The 19,302-nt window shown below is 52.8% G+C and carries 13 protein-coding genes; 7 read left to right on the top strand and 6 right to left on the bottom strand.

Annotated features, from left to right (window positions below; genetic code table 11):
* Nucleotides 1–88 precede the first annotated feature (88 nt).
* Nucleotides 89–1,003: an MBL fold metallo-hydrolase gene (locus VE954_RS15080; protein ID WP_324954153.1), complete on the bottom strand. Its 915-nt coding sequence runs from the start codon at nucleotides 1,001–1,003 to the stop codon at nucleotides 89–91.
* 171 nt (nucleotides 1,004–1,174) lie between these two features.
* On the opposite strand from VE954_RS15080, the gene VE954_RS15075 reads away from it, so the two are divergent.
* Nucleotides 1,175–1,819, top strand: coding sequence for a phosphatase PAP2 family protein (locus tag VE954_RS15075; RefSeq protein ID WP_324954151.1), 645 nt, complete (start codon nucleotides 1,175–1,177; stop codon nucleotides 1,817–1,819).
* Between the two features lie 145 nt (nucleotides 1,820–1,964).
* On the top strand, nucleotides 1,965–2,363 hold the full coding sequence (locus tag VE954_RS15070) for a TRASH domain-containing protein (protein ID WP_324954149.1): 399 nt from the start codon (nucleotides 1,965–1,967) through the stop codon (nucleotides 2,361–2,363).
* Between the two features lie 77 nt (nucleotides 2,364–2,440).
* On the opposite strand, the gene VE954_RS15065 is transcribed toward VE954_RS15070, so the two are convergent.
* On the bottom strand, nucleotides 2,441–4,750 hold the full coding sequence (locus VE954_RS15065) for a hypothetical protein (RefSeq protein WP_324954147.1): 2,310 nt from the start codon (nucleotides 4,748–4,750) through the stop codon (nucleotides 2,441–2,443).
* 244 nt (nucleotides 4,751–4,994) lie between these two features.
* Here VE954_RS15065 and VE954_RS15060 point away from each other — a divergent pair, with 244 nt between their 5' ends.
* Genes VE954_RS15060 through VE954_RS15040 form a run of 5 tightly spaced genes read left to right on the top strand, consistent with a single transcriptional unit; the run spans nucleotide 4,995 to nucleotide 12,370 of the window.
* Complete coding sequence (locus VE954_RS15060; protein WP_324954145.1) at nucleotides 4,995–6,272, top strand: TolC family protein; 1,278 nt, start codon at nucleotides 4,995–4,997, stop codon at nucleotides 6,270–6,272.
* Nucleotides 6,269–7,981 carry an ABC transporter transmembrane domain-containing protein gene (locus tag VE954_RS15055; RefSeq protein ID WP_324954143.1) on the top strand — a complete coding sequence of 571 codons (1,713 nt, stop codon included), beginning with the start codon at nucleotides 6,269–6,271 and terminating at the stop codon, nucleotides 7,979–7,981. Before VE954_RS15060 ends, VE954_RS15055 begins: the two co-directional genes overlap by 4 nt.
* A 2-nt stretch (nucleotides 7,982–7,983) precedes the next feature.
* A complete protein-coding gene (locus VE954_RS15050) occupies nucleotides 7,984–9,306 on the top strand; it encodes a hypothetical protein (RefSeq protein ID WP_324954141.1) in 1,323 nt (440 codons plus the stop codon).
* Complete coding sequence (locus VE954_RS15045) at nucleotides 9,303–11,393, top strand: peptidase domain-containing ABC transporter (RefSeq protein WP_324954139.1); 2,091 nt, start codon at nucleotides 9,303–9,305, stop codon at nucleotides 11,391–11,393. The genes VE954_RS15050 and VE954_RS15045 overlap by 4 nt, the downstream gene beginning before the upstream one ends.
* A 2-nt stretch (nucleotides 11,394–11,395) precedes the next feature.
* On the top strand, nucleotides 11,396–12,370 hold the full coding sequence (locus VE954_RS15040; RefSeq protein WP_324954137.1) for an HlyD family efflux transporter periplasmic adaptor subunit: 975 nt from the start codon (nucleotides 11,396–11,398) through the stop codon (nucleotides 12,368–12,370).
* Nucleotides 12,371–12,382: 12 nt separating this feature from the next.
* Here VE954_RS15040 and VE954_RS15035 read toward each other — a convergent pair whose 3' ends face one another.
* The 4 genes from VE954_RS15035 to VE954_RS15020 are packed head-to-tail and all read right to left on the bottom strand — an operon-like array spanning nucleotide 12,383 to nucleotide 19,262.
* A complete protein-coding gene (locus VE954_RS15035) occupies nucleotides 12,383–16,723 on the bottom strand; it encodes a hypothetical protein (RefSeq protein ID WP_324954135.1) in 4,341 nt (1,446 codons plus the stop codon).
* A gap of 22 nt (nucleotides 16,724–16,745) precedes the next feature.
* Complete coding sequence (locus VE954_RS15030; RefSeq protein ID WP_324954134.1) at nucleotides 16,746–17,402, bottom strand: OmpA/MotB family protein; 657 nt, start codon at nucleotides 17,400–17,402, stop codon at nucleotides 16,746–16,748.
* Nucleotides 17,380–18,147: a MotA/TolQ/ExbB proton channel family protein gene (locus VE954_RS15025; protein ID WP_324954132.1), complete on the bottom strand. Its 768-nt coding sequence runs from the start codon at nucleotides 18,145–18,147 to the stop codon at nucleotides 17,380–17,382. Before VE954_RS15025 ends, VE954_RS15030 begins: the two co-directional genes overlap by 23 nt.
* A 5-nt stretch (nucleotides 18,148–18,152) precedes the next feature.
* Entirely contained in the window at nucleotides 18,153–19,262 is a 1,110-nt protein-coding gene (locus VE954_RS15020; RefSeq protein WP_324954130.1) for a hypothetical protein, read from the bottom strand.
* Nucleotides 19,263–19,302: the final 40 nt, after the last annotated feature.

The following is a 19,302-nucleotide window of genomic DNA, read 5'->3' as shown; positions in this document are numbered from 1 at the left end:
AAGGGCCAGGGCTTGAAGCGAGGATGGGCGGGGGTTAGGGCCCGATTCTTATCACCAGCATCGGGCCGGTTGGAGCCGAGCGCTCGTCCTAATGAAGGTGATGTTCCGCCGAATAATCACTCGCGAAACTTAATTCATCGCGAGGCAAGGCCCGCACGGGGACATCCGCAGATCGTTCCGCCAGACGAATAAATTCGGCAACATCATGAGCACAGAAGACATCAACTTCCGAACCGTGAAATTTGATGAGCTCACGCAGACGATTTTGATTCCATAGGCGACTGCGCCGATCTTTTTCCATCATCATTTGATACGCTTTCAAGCCTGGTGTGCAGTGAGGTTTTTCGACGTTCATTTCGCCTTCATAAAAATAAGCGTCGCCAGCATAGAGCAGCCAACCTTCAGAACGTTGTATGGCGACGCCTGCATGCCCTAATGTATGGCCAATGAGAGGGAGCATCAGGATTTCAGGCGGAATCCCTTCCAGAGCATGGACTTTGGCGAAACCGAACCAGCTCTCGCCCGATTCAGCATGATAGGAGAGCCAGTTCGGTTCTGTCGACCACTGCTGGGGGCGAAAACGTTGGCGGTCCAGCCAGTTTTTTTGAGCTTTGGCGCCGTGAATTTCACTTTGCATCATGTGCACTTTGGCTGAAGGAAAATCGTCAAGTCCTCCCGCATGATCAAAGTCGAGATGGGAAAGGATAATATGTCTGACATCCTCGGCTCGAAAGCCGAGTTTCTCAATCTGACGGAGGGCGGTCATTTCCTCTCGGAAATCAGGTTTTAATTGCTTCAGGAAGAATTCGCTCAGACGGCTATGGGGATCATGAACATCGTGCAGGCCATATCCCGTATCGACGAGAACGAGGCCGTCGCCTGTTTCAATCAGCAAACAGTGGCAGGTGAGCTGCCCCCGCTGCAGGACGGAAGGCGAAAGACCATCCATCAAGCGTCCCCCTAACGGGCAGCTGGAAATACAGTTTAAATGATGAATTCGCATGGCGTTTTCCTTTAGATTCAATTCGCTATCCATTCAGCAAGTTGCGGGCCACCGAAGCTGCCGACGTTGAATACGTACTGCAGGGGAAGAATCTGCAGGCACCTGCCCTTTATTTAGATAGTTGCGGAATGATCCGATAGAGCTCCAGGCACCCTTAAGGCTGGAGCCAGTTTGCTTAAATTAACTTTGCCATTGATAAAGCAGCGGGACAGAACGCGCGTGATGATTTGGGGCGCGTTGATCTTTGCTTTGGTTTATATCGGCCTGGGTGTGTGTCCGCTTGGTGAACCGTCCTATTTGCCTTTGACGTCGATGGATCGGGCGGTTCCTTTGCTGCCATGGACTCTGGTGATTTATCTGTCCGATTATGTTTTTATTCTGTTCGTCCTTTTGCAGCTGAAGCGCCTTGAGGATTTCAGCTCGGCCTATTATCGCATGATCGCCGGCATCATGATGAGCTTCGCGGTCTTTCTGATCTTCCCCACAGTCTATCCAAGGCCGGTCGTCCCAGCTGAACCAGTCTGGTCGGATGTCTTTTCTTTTCTTCATTTTTTGGATCAGCCGACGAATTGCTTCCCCTCGCTGCACGTTTCCATGACCCTGATCGCGGCAGCGTCGCTGCCAGGCTTCCGGCCGTCCCTGCGATGGGGTGGGTATCTGTGGGCCGCTGCGATCTGTTTATCCACGTTAACCACCAAGCAGCATTACGTTTTGGATGTCCTGGGTGGAATGTTTGTGACCATGGCCAGCGTTTGGCTCGTGGCGCGGGTGCGATTCGCCGCAGGGTCGTTTGTTACGTCGAAAGAACGCCGATAGACCATTTTATGTTTTTCTAATGATCATGTATGGATATAATAAATGCCGTCACGCTTGTCACAGGGCCGAGCTGACCCGCGTAGACCATTGGCGGATTGAGTCCGAAGCGCTAGAATCGAGTTGTTTCATTTCAAGGAGAACATAAATGCGTCAGGTCATGGACCTTTTCTTTGCTGCTGCCACCCTCGCGGCCCCCCTTGTGGTGCCCAGCCTTGCCTTGTCGGCGGAACCTGTCATGCAAAGCCAGGCTTCGCAAGGTTGGCAGAAGGTTGATAACAAGAAAGTCTGCATGGTTACCGATATGGTGTTCCCCCGGGATCAAATCCCGGTCCAGGTGGGCAGCAAGACCTATTACGGTTGCTGTGAAAACTGCAAGGCCACCCTGGGTAAAGACGAAGCCGTTCGATTCGCGACCGATCCTGTGAGCGGAAAGAAAGTGGATAAGGCAACCGCCATCATTGCGGCTGGACCTGATGGTTCTGTGGCTTATTTTGAGAGCGATGCCAATCTGCAGAAGTTCATTGCGCTTCGCAAAAAGTCCTGATGTAGGCGTGGCAGAAAGCGGGTTGTGCCTGGACGTTGGAAAAGCAAAGCCCCGGTTGGACCGGGGCTGCTGGATTCTTAGTGGTGATGCGAGTGGTGGTTGTATTCAACCGGATCATGATCGTTGTCACTGAAGTGGTTGCTACCCTTGCCTTTGCCATGATCGTCGTGCTTGTCGTCGTCGTCGCGATCTTTGCCTTTGCCGCTCTTTCCATGATCTTTATCATCGACATCATCATTTTTAAACCAGGCGGTATCGGGAGCGCTGTTGGCCTGACTGTGAGCAGGTTCAAGAGCATGATCGATCGAGATGTGGTTGGTATGAATCTCCGACACAAAGAGGTCGTGAATGTCATGCTCCGCGCTGGAGTCATCGGCATCGGCCGTCAGTTTCCAATCGTTGCCGGCGCCCTTGTCATGATCCAAATCTGAGTCTTTGCTGTCGGCCGAGAGTTGTTTGTCTTTGCCGCTGTTGTTGTTATTGTCGTCATGTTTGTCTTTGCCACTGCGACTATCATTATCGTCGTGTTGGTCTTTGCCGCTCTTTGAGTTGTCGTTAAATTCCAGTTTCGAATCGTTGCCTCGGCCCTTGTCGTGATCCAGTGGTGAATCCTTGGCCACAGGCATGGCTGGTGTCGGCGCGGTTTCGATCGGCGCGGGAGCGGGTGCTGGGGCGGCTTCGACTGGAGCTGGAGCAGGTGCAGGTGCGGTTTCAATTGCTGGTATGGGTTCGTTGACAACGGGTGTGTTATCGACCAGTCCGACGTTTGGAGTTGGTGCTGTCTCGATCGCTGGTGACTCATAAACTGGAGCTGTTTCGTCACTCGGTGCTGCTTCAACAGGTGAAGCTTCGGACACGGGTGCTGATTCTGGGGCTGCTTCAACCGGAGCGGACTCGAACACGGGGGCTGATTCTGCGACTGGAGCTGATTCTGCAGCAGGGGCTGCTTCAACCGCTGGCGCCGGTTCCGAATCAAGTGATGGATTGCTGACAAGAGCAACGTCAGCACCTGGCGTTATGTCGATGGCTGGGCTGGCTTCGGCGACGGTTTCAACAGGTGCTGCTTCAAAAATGGGTTCAGCCGCACTTGCCGTTTCCACTGCAGGTGCTGGTTCAAAGATGGGGGCCGTCTCCGCGATGGGTGCGGTTTCCAGTGGCGTTATTGCTGGTTCAGCGTCCACAGGAGGCGTGGATGCTTCAATCGTTGGGGTCAATTCCATGGAGGGCGCAGGTTCTGCAGCCGGAGCTGGTTCAGCAGGGATTTCGACTTCAGTAACAGCTTCCATGGCTGGGGCAGTTCCCATCACTGGAGTTGTTTCAGGAGCCGAAGTTTCGACTTCCTCATCAGCTGCCGATTCCATAGCTGGGGCGGATTCAGCCACCGTTGTTGCCGCTTCCACTGCTGGAGCTAATTCCATGGCAGGTGTGGGTGCGGTCACGACTGGTGCCGCTTCTGCAGCTGATTCCACGGCTGGTGCAGGTTCAACTGAGGCGGTGGTTTCAATCGCAGGTTCCGTAACTTCAGGTGAAGCTTCGACGGAAGGTGCGGTGCTGCTTGCTGGCGCTGCTTCCACTGCCTCAGGTTCAACATTGGAATTATTGGAAAGTTGTGCGGATGTATCGACCGTCACTTCAGGCGCTGATGCAGCTTCCACAGGTGCACTGTATTCCAAAGTTGGTGCTGATGGACTTGTGGTGGGTTCAGCCTTCATTTCAACAGAAACTGTTTCACCGGCGGACACTACCTGCTCGGGTGTGGCGGCCTCGGCTGTCGTCATTGTTTCGGATGGAGCGGGACCCTCAGCCGCTGGGGCTGGAGATGAAGCTTCCTGAGACGGCCCTGCGGTTTCAGAAGCGGTATTCGATTTTTCTGCTACAGCGTCGCTGTTGACAAGACGCGCGCTAAAACGTGAGCCATCGGCCTGAGCTTCGCCCACAGATGACGAAGGCGAAGCCGACTGAGGCGCCGGGCGAGCACTGCCTTGCGTATCTTGAGCCGGCTGCGGCGCGTTGTATCCGACTGGTCCTGTCGAGGTCGACGAAACCTGAGTATTACCACCCGACAGAGGTCCACTGCTGGCAACGTCGGATCCTTTCATTTCGAAAGAAACACTGGAACGTTCAAAACCGTTATTGCTGAGCGGTAGAGCGCTCTCGTTGGCTTTGTCTGCGGCGAGGCTGCCGCCTGTTACGTTGGCGAGCGCGTCGCGCTCACTATCATTTTTCTCTTCGTGGATGGCTCCCTGGACCTCAGCCTTCAGCTGCTGACTATCCTGACGAATCTCCATTTCGTTCAGAAGGTCAGCTTCATGAGACTCGCCGCTCGTACGCTCGGCGTTCACCATAGCCTGCTTCAGAGATTCGTCACTTAGCTTATTGATAGCCATTGGTCAGCTCCTTTGGAGGAACCATGTTGCTGTTCGCTTCCTCATCTATGACACAACCATCGTCCATATTTCGAAGTGATCCAATCATCCGCATTTTCTCCAGAGGTCTCGCGGCTCTGCACATCGGGATTTAGCTGGCTGGAAAGTCAGTCCTCCCCCGTTTCAGCTATAGACTTCCCAAGTTTTACCGATAGTTGGAATTGGGAAATCGTGTTTCGTACCATGGAAGGAGCGAAACGTCAGAATGCCTCTTAATCTGCAAAAGATTCGAGGACTTATATTGTTTCTGTGGGCGCTGGCATCGGCCGCGCAAGCCCAGAACCATGGGACCCTATTCTACTTTTTGAAACATACCAAACAGAACAGTTCGAATCTGAAGTCCATGGAAGCCCAAAGCGCTGCGCAGAGCTTTCTGAAACCGCGGGCAGCCGCAGCCTATTACCCCTCGGTAGCCGTCGAGGGCAGCCGGGCTCACGATCTTCCCCTGACGGAACGCGACAGCTCTCGGGCTACGGATAGCCTGCTGATTTCACTTGGTGTATCGCAGGCCCTCTATGATGAAAAGTTGCCAAGGACCTACGAGCGCGACAGTCTGATTGGAAAAAAGGCTCGGGCGCAGCAGGACGATGTCACGGAACGCGTTCTTCATGAAACGGGCCTGGCGTTTTTTAGCCTGGCTCGCTTCCAAGCCGAAGCCGCTCTTAAGCAGCAGCAACTGAACCTGCAGATGGAAGAGGAAACGGTTATCCAGAGGCGTATCAGCCTGGGTGAACTCAACCTGACCAATGCCAGCCAGATCCAGGCCCAAATTGAGCGTTCACGAGCGAACCTTGCGCTCTTGAAAAACAAGATGTCGGAACAAAAAATGATCCTGGCCCGCCTCTGTCTCTGCGCGGTGCCTGAGACCTTGCAGCTGCCGTCGGAATCGGTTTGGCAGAAAATTATGGACGCACAGACCAGTGTGTCAGCACCTCTGATCAATGTTTCCAAGACTGACATCGAAGTGGCTCAGGCCGATTTGCGGCTGATCCAATCCAAGGCTGCTCCGACCGTTCGCCTGGAAGGCCTGGTCTATCGTGACTTCATGAACGACAATAAAAGCGTGCGCAGCTCGCTGGCCTTGAATCTGATCTGGCCCATTGATATGGCTCGCACGAATCAGTATGAAACGTCCCAGGCCAGTTCCCTGCTGCAATCGGCTCGTCTGAGTCTGCAGGCTCAGCAGACCGAGCTGCAGTCCAACCAACAGATCGCTCGCGAGCGACTGCGCGTTCTGCTCGATTCCCGGCAGTTTTTTGCAGCCGCGCTCCATTCCGCTCGCAACCACTTTAAGCATACAAAGCGCCAGTTCGCCGAAGGCGCCAACACGCAATCAGAACTTTTTCTGGCCCAGGGCGATCTTTTCCAGGCCGAAAATGATCTGCTGGGTCACACCTTTGAAAGCTGGACCGCTTACTGGAATTTGGTTTTTTATCGGGACTCGCTCACAAAAATGATTCAGGAAACAGGGGAGGGCGGATGAAACAAAATACCTCATCCATTCCTCCGGTTTCGCTTTGGGGTTTTCTGAAGGAGTCGTATCTCGAGCTTCCTTACCTGGTGCTGGCGAACACCGGGATCAACGTTTTGGGTCTGGCAGTCCCGCTCTTTGTGATGCAGGTTTATGATCGCATCATCCCTTCGCAGTCGGGCAGTACACTCCTCTGGCTCTCGGTCGGTGCCATCATCGCCGTTGCCTGCGAAACACTTCTGCGCTATGCGCGGGATGGCATCAACCTTTGGGCGGCCAGCTGCTATGAGTTCAAATTGATCCATAGGGCTTACGAAGCCTTTCTTACGGCTGATATTGCTAAGTTTTCAAGGGATGATACGACCGTGCATCTCGACCGAATTCAGGCTATTCAGAACCTGAAAAACGGTTATTTCATGCAGATATTCGAGGTGGTTCTGGAACTGCCTATGGTCGCACTTTACACATGGCTTCTGTTCGTACTCAATCGGGATATTGCCCAGTTCATGGTGGCCATCAACCTGGGGATGCTGACCATTACAGCGCTGAATAAGATTTTTTATGAACGCTATAGGGCCCGCCAGGATGATTCCCAAAACCGGCGCATGTCGTGGGCGCTTGAAATTTTTTCGCGCATGCATCTGATCAAGGCCATGGCCATTGAAGAACCGCTGCTCGCCCGTTACGAAGCGATTCAGCATGAGCATAATCAGAACAACTTCCGCTTTGGAATGGTGAACCACGTCTCCAATATATTCCACACCATCATGCCCCAGATCACGCAGTTTGGTGTGATCGCATTCGGAGCGGTTTCGGTCTACGAGGGTAAAATGTCCATCGGTCTTATGATTGCTTGCATGCTGATCGGCAGTCGTTCCATTGGACCGGTGATTCACATCTGCACCTTCTGGCTGAAAAACTCTGAGTATGCTCTGGCTCGACAAAAGGTGCAGGAGATTTATAATCTCTATAATTCCGATACCGCCGCGCAGGCTGATGCACCGGACCGCATTGCCGGTCATGTGCGTATGATCAATGTGGGCTTCAAATACGAAGGCGCCCAGGCGCCAGTCTTCGAGAATCTTAACCTCACGATCATGGCAGGCTCCATGGTGGGCATCAAGGCGGGCGGTTCACCCGGCACCACCACACTGCTCAGGCTTATCTCAGGCTGGTTGAAGCCGGATCAGGGTCAAATTTATCTGGATGACTACGATCTGACCGTCATCAACCCGGCTTCGCTTTTTGGAACAGTCGAATTCCTCTCCGAGCAGCATAAACTTTTGACCGGCAATATTCTGGATAACCTCAGTGGTTTTGATCAGAGTCTGCATGCGGCCAGTATCGAGGCTTCGTCGATGCTCCGTCTTGATTCCCGGATTGCCAAACTCGACCAGGGTTATACGTCGGTGGTGGAAAGCACTTCGAATCGAACCTTTCCCTTGAGCTTGCTCAAAAGCGTGGCCTTCATCAAAGCCCTCGCGGCCCGGCCCCGCATCCTGCTGATCGATCACTTCGATCGCAGTTTGGATATTGAAACCAGCATACTCTTTCTGGATACGCTGAAACAGATCAAGGGTCTCTGCACGCTCGTCGTGGTCTCGGATCATGAGGATGTGCTGAATCTCATGGATAGCATCTATTCCATTGAAAATGGTGGTTTGCGAAAACTGGAAAAAAACAAACCAGCTGATCTTGACAAAAAACCAAGGGCTGCTTAGCTATGAATCAACCCGATAAAAAACAAAGCCATTCTCTCGATCGGCAGCGATTCGAGAACTGGATTGTTCTGACCGCCAGGGATTGGCGGGATTTGACGCCCATTATGCCCAGTACGGGGATTACGGTCCTGGATTGGGATCGACGCTCCTTACTGCGTTGCGCCTTTGATTGCCGTAACTACATCGTTGCGGCGAAGCAGCAGTCGACCTTCGATATATCACCCCAGATTCTTCGGGCCAAGTTTGAGCGTCTGGCGTCCTATTTTGAAGCCTATCTGGGTCGTGAGCAGGTGATCCATCAGAACCTCGGATTGAAGACGGACGTGGACCTGGAGCATAAGAAACACATCTATCAGGACCTTGTGAAGTTACACGGGGAACTGACAAAGGGCCACTTCGTGGACGAAATGGAATTGCATGCGAAAATCATGCATCCGTTCCTGGCCCATTTTAAGCAGATGAACCAGGATAAAATGCTGCAGCAGGCTCTTGAGTATGCCTCGACGGTCGGCACCCTGACCTCTTTGACTCTTTTGCAGCCGATCACGGGCTGCGCTTTGATTGACCGAAACACTCTACAAATTACGGAAACCCTGCTGAACCTGATAACCGGAGTCGAAAACGGCAAGGGCGAGCAGGAGGCCATGGCCCGGCTCCAGACCCTGTTCCAAAAGGAAATGGCCTTTGCCAGCATTTTGAATCAGGAAAAAATGGCCCCGCATGTCGAGGCCCATCAGAAGCTTCTAAGCCAGGCTGAACAGATGGTGCAGAACGCTTATGCGGAGGGTCGTACGGGGTTTCTGGCAAGAAAGCGTCAGCTTATTCGGGACTGGCTTCAGCATCAGCTCGACTTCGATAACCGGGATTATGCGTTCTATAAGATTCTGGAAGTCGCGTTGGCCAACTTCAAACGCGATGATGCCCTTCGGTGGATTCTGAATCACATGTTCCATGAGGTCGAACGGCCGTTGTCCGCCGAGATTTTCGCGCACATTTTTGGCTTTCAAACCATCAAGCCTGGCCAGGACGCCTGCGATCATGTCTGGCTGCAGAATGCCATGCAAAGCCTATATGATAAACTTCGTCATTACGATCGCGACGAATGCTCCAAGATGATTTCCATGTGGGGGACGCCGTATATCCCTCAATCCATCGAGGATGCTCACTTCCTGCAAATGATCCTGGATTATGAGGACTATGCGAAGTCGCACATTCTGATTCATGATGAGCTGTTCAAGCAGCGCCTTTTGAAGGCCTGGATCATGAACAGTAACATCATCGGCAGCCTGCCGCATCCGACTGCAGTCAGGAAGGGGGCCGCATGAAATTGAGTCAGGCGTCCCGGGCGCCCAGTCCCTTCTATCACAGTCTGTTTCTTATCCTGGATGGACTGCGCTGGCGTGGCAATCGAGCTTTTATGGAGAAATTCATAAGAGGCGACAAGCAGACGATGACCTTGAATGATCTGCTGCAGACCCTGGCCGCGCTGCGATTTGCGCCCGTGCGTGATCATTTTGCGCTGAAGGATATCAGTCAGGACGAACTGCCTTGTATCATCATACGGAAAATGCGGCCCATTCTTCTGGTTCAAGGCCACGATAAGACTTTGGATGGTTTTGATATCCTGGGTGAGCAGAAAGTCGAATTGAAGCGCGGTTCTGGTACGTATGAGACCATTCGCTTCAAACGGCTGGAAAAAGATGAAGTCTCGCCTCACGATAGCCAAGCCGATTGGTTCACGCAGATGGTTTCGCGGTTCAAGGCCTATGGATTCTATGTCTTTTCCTTGTCCTTTCTGATCAACGTTCTCAATATTGTGGCGCCGCTCATTATTGTGATTGTGTTCAAGCAGATCGAAGCCGCCAAGTCCCTGGATAATTTGCTCAATATTTTATACGGGCTCGGTCTCTATATCTCGTTCCTGACAGTGATTCGCTTAACCCGAAGTCAGGTGCTCAATTATCTTTCCTCCCGGGTCGGTTACTTGATTGGAAGCCAGGTGATGCGACGCATCCTTTATCTCCCTCCTTCGTATACGGAAGTGGCTTCGGTTGCGGCACAGATGGCCAGGGTCAGAGATTTCGATACGATCCAGCAGTTTATTCCAGGCCTCGGGACCGATGCCCTTTTGGACATTCCGTTTGCCTTGATGATGGTGCTGGCCCTATTTTTACTCTCAGGTCCTTTGGCCCTGGTTCCCCTCTCGGCGCTGGCGATCTTTGCGGCGTTTGGCTATCTCATGCGGAAGAAGATTGAATACACCTCGTCGGAAGCCTCCAAGCATGGCAAAGAGCGTCACGATTTTTTCATGGATACCCTGAATAATTTGGAACAGATCCAGGTTCAGTATCTGCTTCCGTTCTGGCAGGAGCGTTTTCTTAAGGTCGCCCGGCGTGCTTCGGTCAGCGTGTTTCGAGCGGCGAGCCTAACCAGTCTGGTCAGTTCGTTCTCCTATTTCACAGTAACCCTGACCGGCCTGGCCACGATTATCATCGGCGTGCATATGGTCAAGACGGGGCAATTGGATGCGGGTCGGCTGATGGCGTCCATGCTCCTGACCTGGAAAATCCTGGCACCCATGCGCAATGGATTTTCGTTCCTGCTGCAGATCGATAAAGTAAAAAAGACCATTGCTCAGGTGGATCGGCTCATGGCTTTGCCACAGGAAGAGATATCCGAGGATGCCTATGAGATCGATAAGGAAATCAAAGGCAGTGTTCATTTCCAGCAAGTTTCTCTGAAGTATTCGAACGATGCTCACCCGGCCTTGCTTGGTGTTAACTTTCAGGTGGAACCCAACGAGACCCTGGTGATCTTTGGTCATGGCGGTAGCGGTCAAACATCTGTGCTTAAACTGATTCTGGGTCTTTATATCCCCCAGGCCGGTCGAGTCCTGATTGATAATAAGCATAGTCGACAGATCAACCCCACATTCCTGCGCGAGAATATCGCCTATTTACCAGAAGAACCCACGGTTTTCTCGGGAACGATGCGGCATAGCCTGCAGATGTTTGCCCCGAAGGCATCGGACGCCGAGATTGACAAGGTCTTTTCTGAACTTGGGCTCTGGGAGAAGGTGAACGCGTTACCGGATCGACTCGACACCGTGCTGGATCGTCAGGAACAGGCGCATCTGGGCCAGTCGTTTTTAAAGCGACTGAACCTGGCGATGCTGCTCCTTCGCGACTGCAACCTCTGGCTTTTGGACAATCCCGGGTCGGCTCAGGAAAACCATGAAATTGTCCAGGTGATCCGCTCGTTGAAGGGCAAAGCCACCATTATCATAGCTTCCAAGAATACCGACTATTTTGAGTTTTGCGATAAAGTCCTGTGGCTCAATTCCGGGCGCGTCCAATTTTTTGGATCGCCTCAGGAGATGACCAATAACCTCCAGAAAGCGGCAGGGAGATAACCATGAGTCTCTTTAGACGACGCTACAGCCCCCGATTTGATGCCTCGCTCCTGCAGCAGGAAGAGAATCAAATGATCTGGCAGAAATATAGCGTGCTCGGTATTGTGACCTTGGTGGCGGCCACTGTTTTTTGGGTGAGCCGCACGTATTTGGACGAAGTGACTGTGGCTCAAGGCAAGGTTCTGCCTTTCGAAGAGGTCTTTCGGGTGCAGCATCCAAAAGGGGGCCGCATCAGCCGTATCATGGTCAAGGAAGGGGATCGGGTTGAACTCAATCAGACGCTGGCCGTGCTGGATAAGAGCATCCTGGAAGATGAACGGGGCAGCCTGAATCTGCAGTTGGAAACAGCCCGGAAGCGAAAGCGCTATTTCGACGAGCAGTATCAAACACGGAAGCAGTTGACTCAGGAAGGCTTGAATTCGAAACTGGCCTTTCTCAATATGAAAATGAGCCGCGAGGAACTCAAGGGCCAGATCAAGGATCTTGAATATCGCATCCAGCAGGTGGAACGCTATCTGCACGATAACGAGATCCGGGCCCCGGTCCAAGGCTGGATCTATAATCTCAAGGTCATGCCTAATCAGGTGCTCCAGCCCGGGCAATCTCTCTGCGAGATCGTGCCGGAAACCTCCAAGCTGATGGCCGAGGTGCAGATTCCTGCCAAGGAAATCGGTCATATTCAATTGAATCAGAATGTTCTTCTGAAGATTCATAGCTATGATTATGCGCGTTACGGTGGGGTTCATTCCACACTGGTGACCATTGCCCCGATTTCCAGCCAGGCGGATTCTGGTGAACTCTTTTATCGCGGGCATGCGATCATTCCAGGGCGGCTTTTGGAGTCTCCGATGGGCAGTCAGCCCATCCTGCCTGGAATGAGCCTTGAGGCCGAGATTAAAACCGGCACCAAGACACTGGCTGAGTACCTGCTCAAACCCATCGTATCATCAGCCCGGGAAGCCATGCGGGAGCGTTAAGAGGACCAGGGATCAATCCCTGGCCAGGAGCTCTTCCATCTTACGAACGAGCAGCATAAAGCTCTGGGACCTTTCGTCGGCCAGCTCATGCAGGAAGACGAAGATGGGTTCGAGAGGAGGCGTGGCACGCTTCAGTTGGAAGAAATAGTCGGCGATCGCGAGGGTGGTATGCCGATCGGTTTCGAAGGTGGCCAGATCGACAATAGCGATGGATGGGTGCCAGGGCTTGGAGCCGAGCAGCATCAGGTCGACTTTCCGCTTGGGATTCCCGACCACGACACTGACCTGGGCCTCGTCCAACAAAGTTTGGAACTTATCCTTGTACTTTTTGCTGAGCACCTGACTCAGAACGGCCCGCATGAGCTCGCCACTGGAGCGTTTCCAAGGGAGAAACTCCGCTCCGGGACGCTTGGTGCGGGGTTCGTAGGCATCAATGGCTTGACGTGACTTTTGATTCTGATGCAAATTCCACAGATAGTCGGCAATCGTCGCTGTTTCATGCTTCAGCGTATCAAAGCTGGCATGAAGATAATGATAGGCCCGCATCTTGGGACGGCTCATCAGAACGTTGAGTTCACCCCGACGTTTGTCAGGCTCGTCACCCATGCGGAAGGCCCGCATGTTGCCCCGATTGATATCCCACAGATAGAAGATGAAGTTACGTTCCTTGCCTTGGAGGGCGGCTCCAGCCCCATCCAAAACATCTTTGCCCCGATTCATTTTCGCCAGAAACTGCGGCTTTTTCTCTTTGATATAGGGCTCATTTTTGAGCAGGAAATAGCAGATAGCGACTTCCGTCTCGATATTGATCTGACGGCCCAGTTCCTTTTCGATCTTTTTGATGGTGCCGGCAATATATTCAAAGAAGCGATCGATCAGATCGGTTTCGATGTCCTTGAATTTGCCACTGGTGGGTTTATTGTGAGCGGTTTCATCCTTCTCACGGTAATCCACCACCACAGCTGGCGGCATATCACGGCGGGCCCACTGCATGATCTTGAGCTGCGAGTCATAGACGTATTTGTTGGAATAGTGAATGATCTGGGGCGGGCAGCGGAAATGCTCATCCAGCATCACTTCAGCCTGCTTGATGGATTTGACCAGGCCGAAGATATGCGAGCCACCGCCTTTCATGCCGCGCGCCTGGGTTTGCCGCAGGTGATCTTCGAGGTTGAACGCCTGGAAGAGGAAGTCATCAACCGGCGAGTTTTTATCCAGAACGGTCTGCTTATCATCACCAACGACCATGATTTTGCGCGCACGGTAGAGCAGGGGCACCGCATCATCCACCCGGCACTGACCCGCTTCATCGATGATGACGAGGTCAAAGAGTTGTTCCTTGGCCGGAAAGAGAAACGAGACGGCTTGTTTACGGCACACCCAAACCGGGAAGGCCTGCACGAGAGCGCGCTGCAGGTCCTGCAGGAGCACCACACCGACCCCATGCTCAATGGACGAACATTCCTTGAGGCCCTGCAGAAGAGTTTCGATGCTGGTCCAGGCGCTGGTTGGATTTTTAGCATCCTTGGCCCGGCCGGCTTCAACGATATGGCTCATGCGCAGAAGGAAGAGCTCTTTGACGGAACGATCGCGCGTGTCCTGGAGTTCACGCAGGTTCTGTAAGAGGGCTTGAACGGCAGATTGTTGCTCTTCGAGAACGAGCTGTGAAAATATCCCCGCTTCCAGAGCCAGGGAAGGGGCTGCGGCTTTGAGTGGGTGCAGGGTTTCATGCATGCTTTGCATCTGCCGACACACGCGCTCGCTGTCCGGAGCTTTGATCAGAGCCTCCAGCAACGCCCGCTGATGTTCAAGCATGTGGCCGAGATCCATCCAAAACGAACGACAGGGGTGTTGAATGAAACTCCAGAGTTTACGCAAAAATCCTTTGAGTGCCCATTCCTGGCCAGGAAAGGCCTGACGCCATTGTTCCCAAACAACGCGCGAGATGATGGAATCTTCATGCTGCGAGAGTATGCTTTCAAGCTCTGACTCGTCCCTGGGCTTCTGCTGCCAAAGGTCGCTCAGCATTTTCAGGGCATCCTGGTTTCTTTGGACATCCTGATCGAGAGCCCTGCCGTCGAAGGCGAAAAATTCATAGCAACGGAGAAAGGGTTCACCAGAGAGCTTGGCGCGATCCATGATGAAGTCACGCAGAATCTGGGCATTGATCGTATATTTCTGCGTCGGTGATTTTTTCTCATGACGCCCGGCTCCGGCAAATTCCAGAAAGGCGATAAAATCCTTGATGTCTTCTGCAGTAGTGGGATGCGCGTGCTTCGGGGCCACCAGACGCCGATGGGTATCGGGAGCCAACTGCTCCTGCATGCGCTGCTGAACCTCAGCAAGGACAGCATGCATAGCTGCATCGATTTCCGCAATCTCGTTTTGGATGGTGACTTCTTCCTTGTCCACATGCAAATCGCGACTGTTGTCCAAAGCCAGGCACTCGATCAGCGCGGCCATCCATTGGTTCAGGGCCAAGGGACCTTCGGGCACTCGATCGACGACCTTGACGGCCTGGCGGAACAGTGTGAGCTGACTGCGAGCCAGAGGGGATTCCCGGTCATTGCCGAGCAGGAATTCCTGCAGCTTTTCATCAAGAGCATGAATGGCCGCTTTCTGATCACTGACCACCAGCAGGCGTTGGCCTGTGTTGATGCAGTGAATCAGAAGGTTCATGATGGCAAAGGTTTTGCCTGTTCCGGGAGGGCCTTCCAAAAGAACGATATCGTTATGATTCAGCTTATTAAAGAGTTCCAGCGTGGACTGCGGCAGAGCCCCCGGACAATAAATGGATTGATAGAACGGTTTGCTCTCGTGAGCGACGTTTTTTAATTCCGGCGTCAGAAAGCGGCCCAGAAGCGAACGGTAGAAACGCTCGGGATATTCATCGGCTACCGTTAATATACGGTCGATGTCGATTTCCAGAGCCTGGGCTACTGGTGAGGCTGGCAGGGACGACTTGTAAAGGGCTACGGATTCCAGATCGCATTCGATCCCGATCAGCTTCAGGCCACCCAGGATCCCGCCTTTGCCATTTTCACCGGGCAGTCCAAGCAGGATGTCGCGTGTGCGCTGGAACACATCTTCCAGCACCGGTAACTGCCGATAGATGGAAATCTCGAGCATGCGGCCGCGTATTTCAATTTTTTGCGAGGTCAGGGTTTGAAAGAACTGTTCCAGAGGATCCATGCCATTGGGATTTTCCGGGCTGAAACTTTCCACCAGCGACGTCAGGGCCAGGTGATTGAGATAAATCTCGGGCCGGCGGGTCGGGTGAATATGGATCAGACGTCCCGATTCCTCGACGGTGACTTTCATATAGTAAAGGGGAAACCGGAAGGTTTTCATTTTGCCTTCGGTTTTGAAGATCGCATCGATCATCTCAAAACCGAGATAGAGTTCCGCACTACGGTCCTGCAGGAAGGATTCGCGCAGGAATGTGGCATCTTCGGTGGTCAGTTCGCAAGGAAAGGGGATCTTGGTCAATGACTTGATGTCGGAACCATTCAAGGGCAGAGGAAAGGTCTTCGCTGTGGCCTTGCCGCCTCGTTTGGTTTGATCGTCGGCTGTGCGTAGCAAACGTTCTGGTTCGGTGGCGGGACCACTTTGGAAAAGGGTCGCGTAATCGACCGTATAAGACTTCTCGCCATCCTTCTGGCCCAATTTCGGCTTGAACTTGCCGGCTTGATTCTTTTTATCCACACCAACACCGCTGGCTTTGGCCAGGTCCAAAACACCATCCGTGTCGGAATTGAGCTGGGGGCGCTTGTCGCCTCCGTTGGAACGCATCATGGGCACATATTCATCGATCTGGGACAGTACGTCACGACGCAAGGACAGCTGACTCGTGATACTCTCGCTACCCGACGTAAAGGAAAATTGGAACAATTTATGGTAGCGGACCAGACGTTCAAACACTTCACTCGTATGCTTCAAGCTGGGCTGATAGAAAATTTTAGCCAGACCGGCAAAGGCTTCCATCGGGATGGTAATGAACCCCGAGGAACCCTGCATTTTGATGCCGTCCTGAATGATGATCTTCCGCGTGTCGCCAATGGTCGGCCGGAATTTATAGACTTCCTTATCCCGGAAATAGATAGATTTCTCCACATCCTGCGGAGCCTGCGAGGATTCGAATTCCTGTTGGAAGAACAGAAACGCAGCCCGGAAGCGGTCATAGAGTTCACGAGGGATGATCAAACGTTCGTTCTTGCTCTTATTTTCCAGGACGTAAACGTCCGCACCTTCGGGCAAGGGAACGCGGGTTAAAAGGAAATTGAAATCCTTATTCAAGCGGTAACTCAAACCGCTTTCCGCATCCCGTTTGGTGATTCGATTCAAGACTGCCAAGGTTGTATCCTCGCCCGTTTGCTTATTTGATCAGCAGGGAAACACGTCGGTTCTGAGCCCGTGCCGCTTCCAATTCCGCATCCTGTTTGTCCGCTACATTTTGAATGGGTCTCGTATCAGCATAACCTACGATGCGCAGACGGTCGCCTTGAAATCCATCCTCCAGCAGGACGTTGATCACGCTGCTGGCCCGACGACCGCTGAGGGACCAGTTATTCTCCACATTCGGAACACCGTCGATTTTAAAAATGCGATGCATCGGAGCATCATCGGTATGGCCCTCAACGTCGATCGTATAAGCCGTGTCCCTGATAATCTGCAGGATGGGCGCCAGAGGGTCAATCGCATTGGGTTTGAGCTTGGCACTGCCGGAATCGAAGAGGGCGCCGGTATCGAGGTCGAGGCGCACCCCATCCTCGGCCAGGTGGACCTTCACCCCAGGAATACCCGGTTGACCTTCCACGATGGCTTGAAGCTGGCCCGCAAGCTCAACCAGAGTTCCCTTGGTGGAACCGGTGAAGCCCGCGCGAATTTTTTCGAAGGAACCTTTGTCGATTTTGCTCATGGAAATCAGCATCAGGAAAAAGACCAGCAGCAGGACCATGAGATCGCTCAGGCCAATATAAAAAGCTGTGGTTGAACTTTCTTCTGAGCTGTTAGCCAATTCCTGAAGCTTCAAGAGTCCTCTCCTCACGTTTCAGCAGAATGCCGATTTTACTCAGAATTTGCTGATGGACATCCAGGTAGATCATGTTGTGATGTTCCAATCGACCGGCCAGGGGCGTGAAAACGAGTGAACTCAAGCCGGCGCCATAGGCAGTGGTCATCAGAGCGAGGGACATGGAATTGCCGATATTGCTGGGATCACTGAGGGTTTTTAGAACACCAATCAGACCCATAACCGTTCCGAACAAGCCAAAGGCTGGGGCGATCAGCACGCCCTTACGTAAGACTTCAACCGCAATTTTACGGCCCAGATATTGATCGGCCACGCGGGAGGTAACGAATTCATCGATCTCCTCGAACAGAAGGCCCTGATGGTGCATGAAGACAATGTCGTTCAGTAGTTCGCCGTCGATGGCCAGACCTTCGCGCAATTCAGCGAGCTGGGCCTGATTCAGGATGGCATCATCGAGTTCCTTGACGATGCCCATGATGGGTTTTTCCGGGGTCCCCAGAAAGGATTTACTCACCAGGACGACACTGGACAGCATGCTGCGCAGATCGAACTGAAAGGTGAGGCTGGCCAGGGTTCCGCCCAGGACGATCATAAAGCTATGAAAGTCGAAAAAGGACGAGTTCTTGTTGTGCTGCGCCATGGAATAGAGCACAGCGCCGATCCCTGCGAGGCTTAGGATCAAAGCCAGCGGATCAAAGCGCTTTTGCGTGGTCTGCATGTACTTCTTAAACGAGAGTCCATCCATGGTTTCTAGTCCTTTTTTTCAAAGAGGGGCAAGGCTGCCGAATCGCCCTTACGATCCATTTCCAATTGGAAAACGGTTTGTTTTTCCAGGACGAACTGGCTCCAGCGATCCGTGTTTTGATCCACGACCAGACTAAGTTTCACGATGACATTATCGATACTCGAGAGAATAGCCTTATCTCCGCGCTTCAGCTGGGTGAAGACCTGGGCCTCCTGCGGATGCTTCACCTGCCAAATCATGGTTTTGCGGTGGGAATCCCGAAGTTTGCAGCTGTCTTCGGACACATAAAGGACCTCGGCCATCTCGCTGTGGAATTCACGGCCGGGGTTTTCGTAAAAATAGACGTCCACAATCTGATCGTCTTTGATATTCAGAAAGCAAGGATCACCGATCTTGGGCATCGTTCGCAGAAAGAAAATCGGAATTGTATAAGTGGTCCGACCGGCTTTCATGGTGACTGTTCGTTCCTGCAGACTGAGCTCGCGGACCAGGACGGGTTTCAGCTGAGGTGGAATAATATTGTTGGATTCCAGGGCTTTGGTCACATGCGCCTGGGATTTCATCGCCTGAGCCAGCTGCTCGGTGAGTAGGGCCACGTTGGATAGGAGCTTGGCGTTTTCTGTCTGCAAACGTTCCAGATCGCGTTTGAGTTGTTCGCGGCTCTGTTTTTTATTGCCGGCTTCGTCCTGTTCACCGGCGCGTAAGCGGGCAATGTCCAGTTCATAGGCTTCAATTTCAGCATAGAATTTTTTAAGGAGAAAGCCCACCTTGCTCTTGGAGGGGAGCTGAAAGCTAAGAGACGGTATGAAGTTGCGAGCGGTGACGGCCTCGGTTCCCGACCGATCCGCGGCTCGGATGCGGACGCTGTGCACCATGGAATCAAAACACGACAGCAGATTTTCAAAGTTGCTGGCATAGCCATTGGCTTCCAGGACGGCGAGGACAATCTCCAGCGGCTTGCGGAAATGTACACGATCGACTGTCACCGAAAACGTGTCGGTTTCAGCGTCCAGATCTGTGTAGCTCAGATCCGGGCTGTAGCTGGCTTTGGAAAGATCAGCCTGATCGTTTTCCAGTATCAACTGCTCGGTGGTTTTTTTCGCGCCAAAGGCCAAGGGTATCATCCTTCCCTGGTGATCTCGCTTTTCCTATCGG

Origin of the sequence: Oligoflexus sp. (assembly GCF_035638955.1) — a bacterium.
GTDB lineage: Bacteria > Bdellovibrionota_B > Oligoflexia > Oligoflexales > Oligoflexaceae > Oligoflexus.
This window is presented reverse-complemented; position numbering and strand designations above follow the sequence as displayed.

Coding starts and splice junctions, on each gene's coding strand:
- VE954_RS15080 (WP_324954153.1), bottom strand. CDS start 1,003: ATGCGAATTCATCATTTAAACTGTATTTCCAGCTGCCCGTTAGGGGGA.
- VE954_RS15070 (WP_324954149.1), top strand. CDS start 1,965: ATGCGTCAGGTCATGGACCTTTTCTTTGCTGCTGCCACCCTCGCGGCC.
- VE954_RS15065 (WP_324954147.1), bottom strand. CDS start 4,750: ATGGCTATCAATAAGCTAAGTGACGAATCTCTGAAGCAGGCTATGGTG.
- VE954_RS15060 (WP_324954145.1), top strand. CDS start 4,995: ATGCCTCTTAATCTGCAAAAGATTCGAGGACTTATATTGTTTCTGTGG.
- VE954_RS15055 (WP_324954143.1), top strand. CDS start 6,269: ATGAAACAAAATACCTCATCCATTCCTCCGGTTTCGCTTTGGGGTTTT.
- VE954_RS15050 (WP_324954141.1), top strand. CDS start 7,984: ATGAATCAACCCGATAAAAAACAAAGCCATTCTCTCGATCGGCAGCGA.
- VE954_RS15045 (WP_324954139.1), top strand. CDS start 9,303: ATGAAATTGAGTCAGGCGTCCCGGGCGCCCAGTCCCTTCTATCACAGT.
- VE954_RS15040 (WP_324954137.1), top strand. CDS start 11,396: ATGAGTCTCTTTAGACGACGCTACAGCCCCCGATTTGATGCCTCGCTC.
- VE954_RS15025 (WP_324954132.1), bottom strand. CDS start 18,147: ATGGATGGACTCTCGTTTAAGAAGTACATGCAGACCACGCAAAAGCGC.